Origin of the sequence: Comamonas aquatica NBRC 14918, from assembly GCF_000739875.1 — a bacterium.
GTDB lineage: Bacteria > Pseudomonadota > Gammaproteobacteria > Burkholderiales > Burkholderiaceae_C > Comamonas > Comamonas aquatica.
On the sequence record NZ_BBJR01000034.1, the window covers coordinates 136,981 to 151,966 of the forward strand.

Annotated in this window: 11 protein-coding genes and 1 tRNA gene; all 12 read right to left on the reverse strand. The window is 61.4% G+C overall.

What is annotated here, in order from left to right; genetic code table 11:
• Positions 1–7: 7 nt before the first annotated feature.
• Complete coding sequence (locus CA2_RS05940) at positions 8–694, reverse strand: DUF4390 domain-containing protein (protein ID WP_245620894.1); 687 nt, start codon at positions 692–694, stop codon at positions 8–10.
• A complete protein-coding gene (gene rsmB, locus CA2_RS05945) occupies positions 648–2,030 on the reverse strand; it encodes a 16S rRNA (cytosine(967)-C(5))-methyltransferase RsmB (RefSeq protein ID WP_042413779.1) in 1,383 nt (460 codons plus the stop codon). Before rsmB ends, CA2_RS05940 begins: the two co-directional genes overlap by 47 nt.
• Entirely contained in the window at positions 2,027–2,611 is a 585-nt protein-coding gene (locus tag CA2_RS05950; RefSeq protein WP_042413782.1) for a hypothetical protein, read from the reverse strand. Before CA2_RS05950 ends, rsmB begins: the two co-directional genes overlap by 4 nt.
• Before the next feature lie 97 nt (positions 2,612–2,708).
• A complete protein-coding gene (rpoC, locus tag CA2_RS05955) occupies positions 2,709–6,917 on the reverse strand; it encodes a DNA-directed RNA polymerase subunit beta' (RefSeq protein ID WP_042413785.1) in 4,209 nt (1,402 codons plus the stop codon).
• Positions 6,918–7,038: 121 nt separating this feature from the next.
• A complete protein-coding gene (rpoB, locus tag CA2_RS05960; RefSeq protein ID WP_042413788.1) occupies positions 7,039–11,151 on the reverse strand; it encodes a DNA-directed RNA polymerase subunit beta in 4,113 nt (1,370 codons plus the stop codon).
• Between the two features lie 280 nt (positions 11,152–11,431).
• A complete protein-coding gene (gene rplL / locus CA2_RS05965; RefSeq protein ID WP_042413790.1) occupies positions 11,432–11,809 on the reverse strand; it encodes a 50S ribosomal protein L7/L12 in 378 nt (125 codons plus the stop codon).
• A 40-nt stretch (positions 11,810–11,849) separates the two neighbouring features.
• Complete coding sequence (gene rplJ / locus CA2_RS05970) at positions 11,850–12,377, reverse strand: 50S ribosomal protein L10 (protein ID WP_042413794.1); 528 nt, start codon at positions 12,375–12,377, stop codon at positions 11,850–11,852.
• 228 nt (positions 12,378–12,605) lie between these two features.
• On the reverse strand, positions 12,606–13,301 hold the full coding sequence (gene rplA, locus CA2_RS05975; protein WP_042413797.1) for a 50S ribosomal protein L1: 696 nt from the start codon (positions 13,299–13,301) through the stop codon (positions 12,606–12,608).
• 1 nt (position 13,302) lies between these two features.
• Entirely contained in the window at positions 13,303–13,734 is a 432-nt protein-coding gene (gene rplK / locus CA2_RS05980) for a 50S ribosomal protein L11 (RefSeq protein ID WP_042413800.1), read from the reverse strand.
• Positions 13,735–13,833: 99 nt separating this feature from the next.
• Positions 13,834–14,424, reverse strand: coding sequence for a transcription termination/antitermination protein NusG (gene nusG / locus CA2_RS05985; protein WP_042413802.1), 591 nt, complete (start codon positions 14,422–14,424; stop codon positions 13,834–13,836).
• The gene (gene secE, locus CA2_RS05990; RefSeq protein WP_042413804.1) at positions 14,424–14,807 is read right to left on the reverse strand and encodes a preprotein translocase subunit SecE; all 384 of its coding nucleotides are present in this window, start codon (positions 14,805–14,807) and stop codon (positions 14,424–14,426) included. The genes nusG and secE overlap by 1 nt, the downstream gene beginning before the upstream one ends.
• Before the next feature lie 88 nt (positions 14,808–14,895).
• Positions 14,896–14,971 (reverse strand) — tRNA-Trp (locus tag CA2_RS05995).
• Positions 14,972–14,986: the final 15 nt, after the last annotated feature.

A 14,986-nucleotide genomic window follows, 5' to 3' on the forward strand; every position in this document is an offset into this window, starting at 1 on the left:
GAGGACCTCATTGCAAAACGCCCAGGTCCACGCGCTCGGTGTGCGTGACCAGCAGGTTCCAGCCCGAACGGCCCAAGGCCCCGATCTGCAGGGGGCGCGGAAACTGCGAAATATCGATCCGGAAGCGCAGCTGCAGCACGGCCTCGCCCTGGCTCGGCAGCTCGGCCGCCGGACCGATGTGCCAGCGCACGATGCGCTGCATGGCCTGCAGGGCTTCCTGCAAGCCCTCGAAGGAACTGGACAGCGCTGCGCCAAAGCCCTGCCCTTCGAACGGCTGGCTGCCGGTGTACAGGCGCCAGCGCCGCGTCAGGGGCTGGTAGCTCAGGCGCATGTAGCGCTGGGCGCTGAGCAGCTCCTGGTCGCTCCAGTACCAGCGCTCGCGCACCATGTTCACCTCGGCCACGAAATGCACGGGAATGCCTTTGAGCAAGGCATCCAGCACCAGCTCGGGCAGCGACCAGGGCAGGCTGGCCGTCAGCAGCAGGCTGCCCCCTTCGCGCTGCAACTGCACGGCCGATGGCGCCGAGGCGTTGGCGGCCGACTCGCCCGACTGCGCCCAGGCCGCAGATGCGCTGGCCATGCCCGCACCGGTGGCCAGCACGGCCAGCGCCAACGCACGGCGCTGCTGCCCGTGCGCAGGCAGGGCGTCAGGCGTGTTTTTGCAGCAGGGCGTAGAAGAAGCCGTCGTGGTCACCCGCGCCATTGTCCGGGAGCTGACCGGCCTGCGCCGGAATTCCCGGAATTAAATGCCCAGGAGACGCCAATAACTGCGCCTGGCTGTTGCGCGCAAGAAACGCTTGAATCTGCGCATCGCCCTCGGCCTTGAAGACCGAACAGGTGCAGTACAGCAGGCGCCCGCCGGCTTGGAGCAGGGGCCACAGCGCATCCAGGATCTGCGCCTGGATGGCTGCCAGTTGCGCCACATCGCTGTCACGACGCAGCCAGCGCACATCGGGGTGGCGGCGCACGATGCCGGAAGCGGTGCATGGCGCATCCAGCAAGATGGCGTCGAACAACTGGCCACCGTTGGCCTGCTGCCACCACTGCGCGGGCTGGCCCGCATCGGCCACCAGCACCTTGGCATGGTCCTGCAGGCCGGTGCGTTGCAGGGTGTCGTGGATGCGGGCACTGCGCTCGGCATCCACCTCCAGGGCCGTCACCTGCAGGGGCGAGGCCGCCCCGGCGAACTCCAGCAGGTGGACGGTCTTGCCGCCGGGGGCCGCGCAGGCGTCCAGCACCTGCAAGGGCTGGTGCAGATCCAGGCCCTGCAGCAGCAGCGGGGCCGCCAGCTGCGCCGCGCCGTCCTGCACCGACACCACCCCTTCGGCAAACCCCGGCAGGGCCTGTACCGCCTGGGGCTGGGCCAGCTCCACGCCATCGGCGCCGAACACACGGCTATCGATATGTATAGCTGTCAGCGCTTGCTGGTATTGGGCTGGACTGCTTTTTTGCCGATTCACCCGCAAGCTCATAGGCGCGTGCGCATTGTTGGCCTGCAGGATGCGCTGCCAGTCCTGCGGGTGATCGGCCTTCAAGCGATCGATCCACCATTGCGGATGGTTCCAGCGCGCCACCGGGTCGCCGTCGGTGGCGGCCACCAGGGCATCGCGCTCGCGCAGGAAACGGCGCAAGCAGGCATTCAGGAAGCCGGCCTGGCGCTGCAGGCTGCCGCGCTTGGCCGCCTCCACCGTCTGGTTGACCAGGGTGAAGGGCTCGTACGGGGCCTGTGCCGTGTCCCAGGCCAGGGCCAGGGCCGTGCACAGCAGGGCATCCACCTTGGCCGGTGGGGCCTTGGGTGCCAACTGCTTGCGCAGCGCCTGGGCCCGTCCCAGCTGGCGCAGCACCTGGAACAGCAGGGCCTGCACCCCGGGGCGCAAGCGGGCCGGGGCGGCCGCCACCGCGGCGGTGCCCGACTGGCCGGACAGGATCATCTGCAGGCCCTGGGCCACCAGCGCCAGCTGCTGCCACAAGGGGATGGGCGCCGCCGCCTGTGCGGCCGGGGCCGTGTCTGGAAAAATTTTTCGCGTCATGCCGTCTGCCGCATCAAAAGCGCAGCGTCTTGTTGAAAGCTGCGGCCAGGCTTCATGCCCAGGATGCGTGCCAGCACCCAGGCCGGGAATTGCCCGATCGCACGGTTGTAATCCTCCACGGCCGCATTGAACTGCGCCGTGCAGTGGCGCTGCACCACCATCAGCTGCCCCCAGTCCTGCGGCGCAGCGGGTGGCGCCTCGGCCCCCTCACCGCCCTGGGGCTCAGGACACAGCTGCGCATAGGCCTGCCAGGCCACCTGCAGGCTTTGCCAAGCGCTGTCCAGCGCGGCAATCGCCTCGGGCCGCAACGGGTGCTGGCGCGCCTGCTGCAGGGCCAGCTCCAGCAAATCGGCACTGGGCAGCAGGGCGTGGCGGGCATGCTGGGCCGAGGCCTCGGCACCCTCCCCCGCTTCGGCGCGCGCGCAGGTGCGCAGCCATTCCAGGGCAAGCACGAACTGTGCATCCAGTGCCGCAAAGGCACTCTTGCAGGTGGTGCGCAAGCGCTGCAGGCGCTTCCAAGCGCCCGCCACCCAAAACACGGTGATGGCCAGCGACAGCCATTCCAGCGACAAAATCCACATAGGCGCAGTGTAGCGAGGAGCAATAAAAACGCTCCCTACCCACCCGCAGGCAAGTAGGGAGCGTGGAGCACGGGCCTGGTCTCAGGCCACGCGTCGCTTAGGCAGCGCTGTCTTCGGCCGAAGCCTCGACATCACCCGCCATTTCAGCCGCTTCGGCTTCGGCGATGGCGCGGCGCTCTGCGTCGTCCATGGCGTCCTTGGCCTTGCGTGCCTGGTGGTAGGCCAGGCCGGTACCGGCAGGGATCAGGCGACCCACGATCACGTTTTCCTTCAGGCCACGCAGCTCGTCGCGCTTGCCCATGATCGCCGCTTCGGTCAGCACGCGGGTGGTTTCCTGGAAGGACGCCGCAGAGATGAACGAGTCGGTCGACAGCGAGGCCTTGGTGATACCCAGCAGCACGTTGGAGTACGTGGCAGGGATCTTGCCTTGGGCCTGCAGCGCTTCGTTGGTGTTGAGGATCTCGGAACGCTCCACCTGCTCGCCAGCGATGTAAGTGGACTCGCCGGGGTTCTCCACCACCACGCGACGCAGCATCTGGCGAACGATCACCTCGATGTGCTTGTCGTTGATCTTCACGCCCTGCAGACGGTACACGTCCTGCACTTCGTCCACGATGTAGCGCGACAGTTCCTCGATACCCAGCAGGCGCAGGATGTCTTGTGGGTCGGCGGGGCCGTCCACGATCAGCTCACCCTTGTTCACCACCTGGCCTTCGTGGACCAGGATGTTGCGCTCCTTGGGCACCAGCTCTTCCCAGACCTTGCCTTCCAGATCGGTGATCTGCAGGCGGACCTTGCCCTTGGTTTCCTTACCGAAGGACACGGTACCGGTCATCTCGGCCAGCGTGCCCTTGTCCTTGGGCGTACGGGCTTCGAACAGCTCGGCCACACGGGGCAGACCACCGGTAATGTCGCGGGTCTTCTGACCTTCGACGGGGATACGGGCCAGCACTTCGCCGGGGCCCACGTCCTGGCCGTCGCGCACCTGGATCAGCGCGCCCACCTGGAAGCCGATCGTCACCGAGTGGTCGGTGCCGGGGATCTTGACTTCCTGGTTGTTGGCGTCGATCAGCTTGACCTGGGGACGCACCACCTTGGCAGAACCGCGGCGCTTGGGGTCGATCACGACCAGGGTCGACAGACCGGTCACATCGTCCACCTGCTTGGCCACGGTCAGGCCTTCTTCCACGTTCTCGAACTTCACCTGGCCGGCGTATTCGGTAATGATGGGGCGGGTCAGCGGGTCCCAGTTCGCCAGGATCGTGCCAGCCTTGATGGCCTGGTCGGCCTTGATCGTCAGGATGGCGCCGTAAGGCACCTTGTGACGCTCACGCTCGCGACCATTGTCGCTGATGACGATTTCGCCGGAGCGGGAAATCACCACCAGTTCACCCTTGGTGTTGGTCACATAGCGCATCGTGGCGTTGAAGCCGATCGTGCCGTTGGACTTGGCTTCCACGCTGGACGCAATGGCTGCACGCGAAGCCGCACCACCGATGTGGAAGGTACGCATGGTCAGCTGGGTACCGGGTTCACCGATGGACTGCGCAGCGATCACACCCACGGCTTCGCCCAGGTTCACCATGCCACCGCGACCCAGGTCACGACCGTAGCAGGTGGCGCAAAGGCCATAGCGGGTTTCGCAGGTCAGTGCGGTGCGCACCTTGATCTCGTCCACGCCCTGGGCTTCCAGCTCTTCGATCAAATCTTCGTTGAGCAGGGTGCCGGCAGGCAGCAGCACGGAACGGTTCTCGGGGTGCAGCACGTCTTCGGCGGTCGAGCGACCCAGCACGCGGTCGCGCAGGGATTCGATCACTTCACCGCCTTCGACGATGGCGCGCATCAGGTAGCCGTTGGAGGTGCCGCAGTCCTGTTCGGTCACGACCAGGTCTTGCGTGACGTCCACCAGACGACGCGTCAGGTAACCCGAGTTCGCGGTCTTCAACGCCGTGTCGGCCAGACCCTTACGGGCACCGTGGGTCGAGATGAAGTACTGCAGAACGTTCAGACCTTCGCGGAAGTTCGCAGTAATAGGCGTCTCGATGATCGAGCCATCGGGCTTGGCCATCAGGCCACGCATACCGGCCAGCTGACGGATCTGGGCGGCAGAACCCCGGGCGCCGGAGTCGGCCATCATGTAGATGGCGTTGAACGACTCCTGGTCCACCTCGTTGCCGTGGCGGTCGATGGTCTTCTGGACCTTGAGCTGGTCCATCATCACCTTGGACACGTCGTCACCGGCCTTGCCCCAGATGTCCACCACCTTGTTGTAGCGCTCACCGGAGGTCACCAGACCCGACACGTACTGCTGCTCGATTTCCTTCACTTCGGACTCGGCGCGGGCCAGGATCTCGGCCTTTTGCGGAGGCACCAGCATGTCGTCGATGGACACCGAGAAGCCGGCGTGCGTCGACAGGCGGAAGCCGTTTTGCAGCAGCTTGTCGGCGAACACCACGGTGGCCTTCAGACCGCACTTGCGGAAGGAAGAGTTGATCAGCTTGGAGATCTCCTTCTTCTTCAGCGCCTTGTTCATGTGGCTGAACGGCAGGCCCTTGGGCAGGATCTCGGACAGCAGGGCACGGCCCACGGTGGTTTCCACCAGGCTCACGCTCTTTTCGAACTCGCCGGTTTCCTTGTTCTTGGTCCACTCGGGCAGGCGCACGCTGATCTTGGCGTGCAGCTCGACTTCACCAGCGTCCAGGGCACGTTGCACTTCGTTGGTGTCCACGAACACCATGCCTTCGCCCTTGCCGTTGATCTTGTCGCGGGTCGCATGGTACAGACCCAGCACCACGTCCTGCGAAGGCACGATGGAGGGTTCGCCCGACGCGGGGAACAGCACGTTGTTGGAGGCCAGCATCAGCGTGCGGGCTTCCATCTGCGCTTCCACGGACAGCGGCACGTGCACAGCCATCTGGTCACCGTCGAAGTCGGCGTTGAAGGCCGCGCAAACGAGGGGGTGCAGCTGAATGGCCTTGCCTTCGATCAGGATGGGCTCGAACGCCTGGATGCCCAAACGGTGCAGCGTAGGCGCACGGTTCAGCATCACGGGGTGTTCCTTGATGACCTCTTCCAGGATGTCCCAGACCACGGGGGTGCCGGATTCGACTTCCTTCTTGGCCGCCTTGATGGTGGTCGCAATGCCGCGCTGTTCCAGCTGGGCAAAGATGAAGGGCTTGAACAGCTCCAGGGCCATCAGCTTGGGCAGACCGCACTGGTGCAGCTTGAGGTAAGGACCCACGGTGATCACGGAACGACCGGAGTAGTCCACGCGCTTGCCCAGCAAGTTCTGGCGGAAACGACCGCTCTTGCCCTTGATCATGTCGGCCAGCGACTTCAGGGCACGCTTGTTGGCGCCCGTCATGGCCTTGCCACGGCGGCCGTTGTCCAGCAGCGAGTCCACGGCTTCCTGCAGCATGCGCTTTTCGTTGCGCGCGATGATTTCAGGGGCCTTCAGCTCCAGCAGGCGACGCAGACGCGAGTTGCGATTGATGACGCGGCGGTACAGGTCGTTCAGGTCGGAGGTCGCGAAGCGGCCGCCGTCCAGGGGCACCAGGGGACGCAGGTCCGGAGGCAGCACGGGCAGCACTTCCAGCACCATCCACTCGGGCTTGATGCCGGACTTCTTGAACGCTTCCAGCAGCTTCAGGCGCTTGGCGTTCTTCTTGACCTTGACTTCGGAGCCGGTCAGGTCGCCACGCAGGCGCTCGATCTCGCTGTCGATGTCGATGGATTCCAGCAGGTCCTTGATACCTTCGGCGCCCATCTTGGCCGTGAATTCGTCGTAGCCGAACTCTTGCTGCTTGGCGTCGTAGTCGTCCTCGGACATGATGCTGAACTTCTTCAGCGGGGTCATGCCGGGGTCGGTCACCACATAGGCTTCAAAGTACAGCACGCGCTCGATGTCGCGCAGCGTCATGTCCAGCACCAGGCCGAGACGCGAAGGCAGCGACTTCAGGAACCAGATGTGGGCGCAGGGCGCGGCCAGGTCGATGTGACCCATGCGTTCGCGACGCACCTTGGTCTGGGTGACTTCCACGCCGCACTTTTCGCAGATCACACCGCGGTGCTTGAGGCGCTTGTACTTGCCGCACAGGCATTCGTAGTCCTTGATGGGACCAAAAATCTTGGCGCAGAACAGGCCGTCGCGCTCGGGCTTGAACGTACGGTAGTTGATGGTCTCGGGCTTCTTCACCTCACCGAAAGACCAGGAACGAATTTTCTCGGGCGAAGCCATGCCGATCTTGATGGCATCGAAATGCTCATCCGGCGTGAATTGCTTGAACAGGTCGAGTAGCGATTTCATGTAACTCTTTCCCTTTTCACAAAATTTATAGCTGCCAGCGCTTGGAGTGCAAGGATTTCAATATCGAAACCCTTGCAAACTCTTGATCAACAAGCGCTAGACGCTCACTTTCTTTAAGGCCTTAGGTACGTTCGAGTTCGATGTCCAGGCCCAGGGAACGAATTTCCTTGACCAGCACGTTGAACGATTCGGGCATACCGGCTTCGATCGCATGTTCGCCCTTCACGATGGATTCGTACACCTTGGTACGGCCCACCACGTCGTCGGACTTCACCGTCAGCATTTCTTGCAGCACGTAGGCGGCGCCGTAAGCTTCCAGCGCCCACACTTCCATTTCACCGAAACGCTGACCACCGAACTGGGCCTTACCGCCCAGAGGCTGTTGCGTCACCAGCGAGTAAGGACCGGTGGAGCGGGCGTGCATCTTGTCGTCGACCAAGTGGTGCAGCTTCAGGTAGTGCATGTAGCCGATGGTCGTGGGACGCTCGAACTGCTCGCCGGTGCGGCCATCGAACAGGTAGGCCTGGGTACGGGTCTCAGTCAGGCCCTTGCGTGCCTTCAGATCGTCCGGATACGCCAGCTTCAGCATGTCCTTGATTTCCTGCTCGGAAGCACCGTCGAACACGGGGGTCGCGAACGGCACACCGGTCTTCAGGTTTTCGGCCATGTTCAGCACTTCGGCATCGCTCAGCTGCGACAGGTCTTCCTTGCGGCCACGCGAGTTGTAGACCTCTTCCAGGAAGGCGCGCACTTCGGCCACAGCAGCCTCGTCACGCAGCATGTCGCCAATGCGCTGGCCCAGGCCCTTGCCGGCCCAGCCCAAGTGCACTTCCAGCACCTGACCGATGTTCATACGCGAAGGGACGCCCAGCGGGTTCAGCACGATGTCCGCGGTGGTGCCGTCGGCCAGGTAAGGCATGTCTTCGACCGGAACGATCTTGGAGACCACACCCTTGTTACCGTGGCGGCCGGCCATCTTGTCACCAGGCTGCAGGCGGCGCTTGACGGCCAGGTAGACCTTGACCATCTTCAGCACGCCGGCGGGCAGCTCGTCGCCCTGGGTCAACTTCTTGCGCTTCTCTTCGAAGGCCAGGTCGAACTCGTGGCGGGTCTGCTCCAGGGAGTTCTTGATGGACTCCAACTGGGCGGCCAGTTCGTCTTCCGCAGGACGGATATCGAACCAGTGGAACTTCTCCACACTGTCCAGGTAGGCCTTGTCCAGCTTGGCGCCCTTGGCCAGCTTGTTGGGGCCACCGTTGGCGGTGCGGCCGATCAGCAGCTTCTCGATACGGTCAAACGCGTCGGCTTCCACAATGCGCAGCTGGTCGTTCAGGTCCAGACGGAAGCGCTTCAGCTCATCATCAATGATCTGCTGGGCGCGCTTGTCGCGCTGGATGCCTTCGCGGGTGAACACTTGCACATCGATCACGGTACCGGACGAACCCTGGTCCACACGCAGCGAGGTGTCCTTCACGTCGGACGCCTTCTCGCCGAAGATGGCGCGCAGCAGCTTCTCTTCGGGCGTCAGCGTGGTTTCGCCCTTGGGCGTGACCTTGCCGACCAGCGTGTCGCCGGGCTGCACTTCGGCGCCGACGTAGATGATGCCGGACTCGTCCAGACGGTTCAGTTGCTGTTCCGACAGGTTCGGAATGTCGCGCGTGATTTCTTCGGCGCCCAGCTTGGTGTCACGGGCCATCACCACCAATTCCTCGATGTGGATCGAGGTGTAGCGGTCTTCGGCCACCACGCGTTCGGAGATCAGGATCGAGTCTTCGAAGTTGTAGCCGTTCCAGGGCATGAAGGCGATCAGCATGTTCTGACCAATGGCGATTTCGCCCAGGTCAGTCGATGCACCGTCGGCAATCACGTCACCCTTGGCCAGCACATCGCCGCGCTTGACCACGGGACGCTGGTGGATGTTGGTGTTCTGGTTGGAACGCTGGTACTTGATCAGGTTGTAGATGTCCACACCGACTTCACCGGCCACGGCTTCCGCGTCGTTCACACGGATCACGATGCGGGTCGCATCCACGTAGTCGACGGTGCCGCCACGGCGGGCTGTCACCACGGTGCCAGAGTCGACCGCGGCCACACGCTCGATACCGGTACCCACCATGGGCTTTTCGGGGCGCAGCACAGGCACGGCCTGGCGCGACATGTTGGCACCCATCAACGCGCGGTTCGCGTCGTCGTGCTCCAGGAACGGAATCAGCGAGGCGGCCACCGACACGATCTGTGCGGGCGACACGTCCATGTACTGCACGCGCTCGGGCGACAGCAGTGTCGATTCACCCTTTTCACGCGCCGACACCAGCTCGCCCACCAGACGGCCTTCGGCGTCCAGCTCGGCGTTGGCCTGGGCGATGATGTACTTGCCTTCTTCGATGGCCGACAGGTAGTCGATTTCCATCGTCACCTTGCCATCCACCACACGGCGGTACGGGGTTTCGATGAAACCGTACTCGTTCAGGCGGGCGTACAGGGCCAGGGAGTTGATCAGACCAATGTTCGGACCTTCAGGCGTTTCGATCGGGCAGACGCGACCGTAGTGGGTCACGTGCACGTCACGCACTTCGAAGCCGGCACGTTCGCGGGTCAGACCACCTGGGCCCAGGGCGGAAACACGGCGCTTGTGCGTGATTTCGGCCAGGGGGTTGGTCTGGTCCATGAACTGCGACAGCTGCGAGGCACCGAAGAACTCCTTCAGGGCCGCAGAGATGGGCTTGGAGTTGATCAGGTCGTGGGGCATCAGCGGCTCTTGCTCGGCCTGACCCAGACGCTCCTTCACAGCCTTTTCGATACGTGCCAGGCCGGTGCGGTACTGGTTTTCGGCCAGTTCGCCGACGCAACGCACGCGGCGGTTGCCCAGGTGGTCGATGTCGTCGACTTCGCCCTTGCCGTTGCGCAGGTCCACCAGCAGCTTGACCACGGCCAGGATGTCTTCGTTGGACAGCACCATGGCGCCGGTCGCACCGTCGCGGCCCACGCGGGCGTTGAACTTCATGCGGCCCACGCGCGACAGGTCGTAGGTGTCAGCGTTGTAGAACAGGCGGTGGAACAGGGCCTGCACGGCGTCCTCGGTCGGAGGCTCGCCAGGACGCATCATGCGGTAGATGGCGACGCGGGCGGCGAACTCGTCCACGGTTTCGTCGGTGCGCAGGGTCTGCGAGATGTAGGCGCCCTGGTCCAGTTCGTTCGTGTAGATGCACTGCACGTCCTGGATGCCGGCGCTGCGCAGCTTCTTCAGCAGCGCTTCGGTCAGCTCTTCATTGGCCTTGGCGATGATTTCACCGGTGTCAGGGTCAATGATGTTCTTGGCCAGCACACGGCCGATCAGGAAGTCTTCGGGCACGCTGACGTACTTGGTGCCGGACTGTTCCAGTTCACGGGTGTGGCGCGCGGTGATGCGCTTGTCCTTGGCGACCACGACCTTGCCCGACTTGTCGGTGATGTCGAAACGCGCCACTTCGCCGCGCAGACGGTCGGCCACAAATTCCATTTGTGCGCCGCTGTCCATCAGACGGAAGTTGTCGTTGACGAAGAAGTGCGCCAGGATCTGCTCGGGGTTCATGCCGATGGCCTTCAGCAGGATCGACACAGGCATCTTGCGGCGACGGTCAACGCGGAAGTACAGCAGGTCCTTGGGGTCGAACTCGAAGTCCAGCCAGGAGCCGCGGTAAGGAATGATGCGCGCCGAGAACAGCAGCTTGCCGGAGCTGTGGGTCTTGCCCTTGTCGTGTTCGAAGAACACGCCAGGCGAGCGGTGCAGCTGGGACACGATCACGCGTTCCGTGCCGTTGATGATGAACGAGCCCTTGTCGGTCATCAGGGGCACTTCACCCATGTAGACCTCTTGCTCCTTCACTTCCTTGACCACCTTGGACTGGGCCGTGGAGGACTCGCGGTCGTAAATGATCAGTTGCACCTTGGCACGCACGGCCGAGGCGAAGGTCAGACCACGGGTCTGGCACTCACGCACGTCGAACGCAGGCTTGGCCAGGTTGTATTCAACAAACTTCATCTCCACAAAACCGTTGTGGGAGACGATGGGGAATGCCGATTCAAAGGCCGCTTGCAGGCCTTCCATCGTACGTTTCTTGGGGGCTACGTCTGCTTGCAGGAATGCGGTATAGGCATCTTTTTGCATCTGCAGCAGGTAAGGCACTTCGAGCACGCTGTCGCGGCTGCCGAAACTCTTGCGAATTCGCTTGCGTTCGGTGTAAGAATAGGCCATGAGATCTCCGGGCAAAGACATGAGTCCTGGGTCTGCGACGACACTGTCCAGCAAAAAGTCACACACTTTCACTGGCTTGGCGGTTGGCCACTACCAACCATGGCTGACGGCGATGCATTGCACATCGCCCGGACCAAGGCATCTTCTGCTGTCGGGTTGTCAGAAGACACTAGAAAAACTGTCAACAACAGGCTTTCTGGTGTGCTCTTAAATACCTTATCCACAAGCACCAAAGGCTGGAGTGCCTTTTCAGACACTCCAGCCCCAGGAATGGACTGAATTACTTCAGTTCAGCCTTAGCACCAGCTTCGGTCAGCTTCTTCACAGCAGCTTCAGCGTCAGCCTTAGGAGCGGCTTCCTTCACGACCTTAGGAGCGCCGTCCACCAGGTCCTTGGCTTCCTTCAGACCCAGACCGGTGATTTCGCGCACGGCCTTGATCACGGCAACCTTGTTGGAACCGGCTTCAGCCAGCACCACGTTGAACTCGGTCTTTTCTTCAGCAGCGGCAGCACCGGCGCCAGCGCCAGCAGCAGCAGGAGCGGCCATAGCGGCAGCGCTCACGCCAAACTTCTCTTCAATGGCCTTGACCAGGTCGTTCAGTTCCAGAACAGTCATGCTGTCCAGGGCGGTCAAGAATGCGTCTTTATCGAATGCCATGTTAATTTCCTAACAATTTGTTGGTTGTTTGTTGCCGCAATTAAGCTGCAGCGGCTTCTTCGGCGGCAGGTTGCTCTGCGCCTTCGCTCTTCTTTGCGGCCAGCGCGCCCAGCACCACGGCTGTACGCGACATAGGCGACATGAGCAAGCCACACACTTGGGCCAGCAGAACTTCCTTCGAGGGGATGTTTGCCAGCTGCTTCACGCCGTTCACGTCCAGGGCCTTGCCCGAAAACGCGCCACCGCGAATCACCAACTTGTCGTTGGTCTTCGCGAAGTCGGCCACCACCTTGGCGGCAGCCACTGCGTCTTCAGAGAAGCCATAGATCAGGGGACCAGTCATCTGGTCAGCCACCACTTCAAACGCGCTACCTGCCACAGCACGGCGTGCCAGGGTGTTCTTCAACACGCTCAGGCTCACACCCTTGCTGCGTGCATCGGAACGCAGTTTGGTCATGTCGGCGACCGTGATGCCACGGTATTCCGCGATCACAAGCGTTTGAGCTTTAGCGGCGAGGCTGGTCACTTCATTGATGACCGCTTCTTTCTCACTGCGATTCAGACTCAAGGTCTACTCCTTCAAATGCGCATACCCAGTTGCCCCGGCATGCGCGCTCTTGTTGCAGCGACCAACTGTTAGAGGGACATTCATCCATCTGCAGCGGGATCGCCATCTGCGCTGGAAGTATTAAGTGGCAAGCCACACCAGCGGTCTTGGATGACCTACGCCGCTGTAAACAGCGGCGTAGCCCACCACATCGGCTCGCTATTTCTAGCAAGCCGAATATTCTAGCAATTAAGCTGCGATGGATTGCGTGTCGACGCGAACACCCACACCCATGGTGGAGGAAACCGCCACCTTGCGCAGGTACAGACCCTTGCTGGAAGCAGGCTTAGCCTTGTTCAACGCATCAATCAGAGCAGCCAGGTTGCCTTGCAGCTTGTCGTTGTCGAACGAGCGACGACCAATGGTCGAGTGGATGATACCGGCCTTGTCCACGCGGAACTGCACTTGACCTGCCTTGGCGTTCTTCACGGCCGTGGCAACATCAGGAGTCACAGTACCCACCTTGGGGTTGGGCATCAGGCCACGGGGACCCAGGATCTGGCCCAGCTGACCAACGATACGCATGGCATCGGGCGCAGCGATCACGATGTCAAAGGGCATGTCACCAGCCTTGACCATCGCAGCCAAGTCGTCCATGCCGACCACGTCCGCACCAGCGGCCTTAGCTTCTTCAGCCTTGGCGCCTTGGGCAAACACGGCCACGCGGGTGGTCTTACCAGTACCGTGAGGCAGCACCACAGCGCCACGCACCACTTGGTCCGACTTCTTGGCATCCACGCCCAACTGAACGGCCACGTCGATGGATTCGTCGAACTTGGCAGTTGCAGCATCCTTCACCAGCGCCACGGCGTCAGCAAAAGCGTACAGCTTGGTGGAGTCCACCTTGCCCTGCAGGGCTTTTTGCTTCTTGGTCAACTTGGCCATTTTACAAACCCTCCACGATCACACCCATCGAACGGGCAGAACCAGCCAGCGTGCGCACTGCGGCGTCAACGTCAGCAGCGTTCATGTCCTTCAGCTTGGTCTTGGCAATTTCTTCCAGCTGTTCGCGGGTGATCTTGCCGACCTTGGCCTTCAGAGGGTTCGAGGAACCCTTGTCCAGCTTGATGGCCTTCTTGATCAGCACGGTGGCAGGAGGTGTCTTGATGACAAAAGTGAAGCTCTTGTCAGCAAACGCTGTGATCACCACAGGCAGAGGCAGACCGGGCTCAACACCTTGGGTCTGCGCATTGAATGCCTTGCAGAATTCCATGATGTTCAGACCACGCTGACCCAGCGCAGGACCGATTGGAGGGGATGGGTTGGCCTTACCAGCTGGCACTTGCAGCTTGATGAAGCCGACGATTTTCTTCGCCATGTTTTAGCTCCTTACGGGTGATAGCGCCAAACGCACATGCATTTGGCTCCCCGGGGTTAAAGCCCCAATATTTCAATACGCGGGGCCATCAAACGTACCTCAGGTTTTTTCAACCTGAGAGAACTCCAGCTCCACGGGCGTCGAACGACCAAAAATGGCCACCGACACACGCAGACGATTCTTCTCGTAGTTCACTTCTTCGACACTGCCGTTGAAGTCGGTGAACGGACCTTCCTTGACACGCACCAGCTCACCCACCATGAACTCCACCTTGTGGCGAGGCTTATCGGAGCCCTCTTGCATTTGGTTCACAATTTTCTGAACTTCAGCTTCAGAAATCGGAGCAGGACGATTCTTTGCACCACCCACGAAACCGGTCACTTTGCTGGTGTGCTTCACCAAGTGCCACGTATCGTCTTCCATGACCATCTCTACGAAGACATAGCCAGGGAACAAGCGCCGCTCGGTTGTTTTGCGTTGACCGTTCTTCATCTCCACCACTTCTTCGGTAGGGACTAAGATACGACCAAACTTATCCTGCATGCCGGCACGCTGAATGCGCTCGGTGATGTTGCGCTCTACAGCCTTCTCCATGCCCGAGTAGGCATGGACAATGTACCAACGCAGATCCGGATTGACGGGAGCAGTCGCACCAGCCTCACCCGACACAGGTTCGATTGCATCAGTCATTAGCTTCTCCAGCCCAAAATGAGATCGTACAGAACCCATTCAAGCGTTTTATCTGTCAGCCACAGGAACAATGCCATGACCACCACAAACGCAAAAACGTAGGCGGTCATCTGCAAACTTTCCTTGCGAGTTGGCCACACTACTTTTTTGACTTCTTTCCAGGAATCTTTGCCGAAAGCAAGCAATTGCTTACCCTGCTCAGACACAGAAAAAGTCGCAGCAGCAGCAATCAAGCCTGCCACGAGAACACCCCATTGAACCAATGGGCCTTGCTGTGCCAGAAAATAGAACCCCGCCACAGCAGCGATCACCAAAAACAAAGCGCCAAACAGCTTGGCCTTGTCAGCACCCGCACTGACTGTTTCTACTTGCGATGTGGCCATATCTCACTTTATTTGTTGCGAACAATGTCGCCGCACAAGACACTTAAGCCCGCCAGTTCCTGGCGGGCTTAGCGTTACCACTACATCGTGGCAGGGGCAGTAGGAATCGAACCTACAACCTTCGGTTTTGGAGACCGACGCTCTGCCAATTGAGCTATACCCCTAAACCCTAATTACCT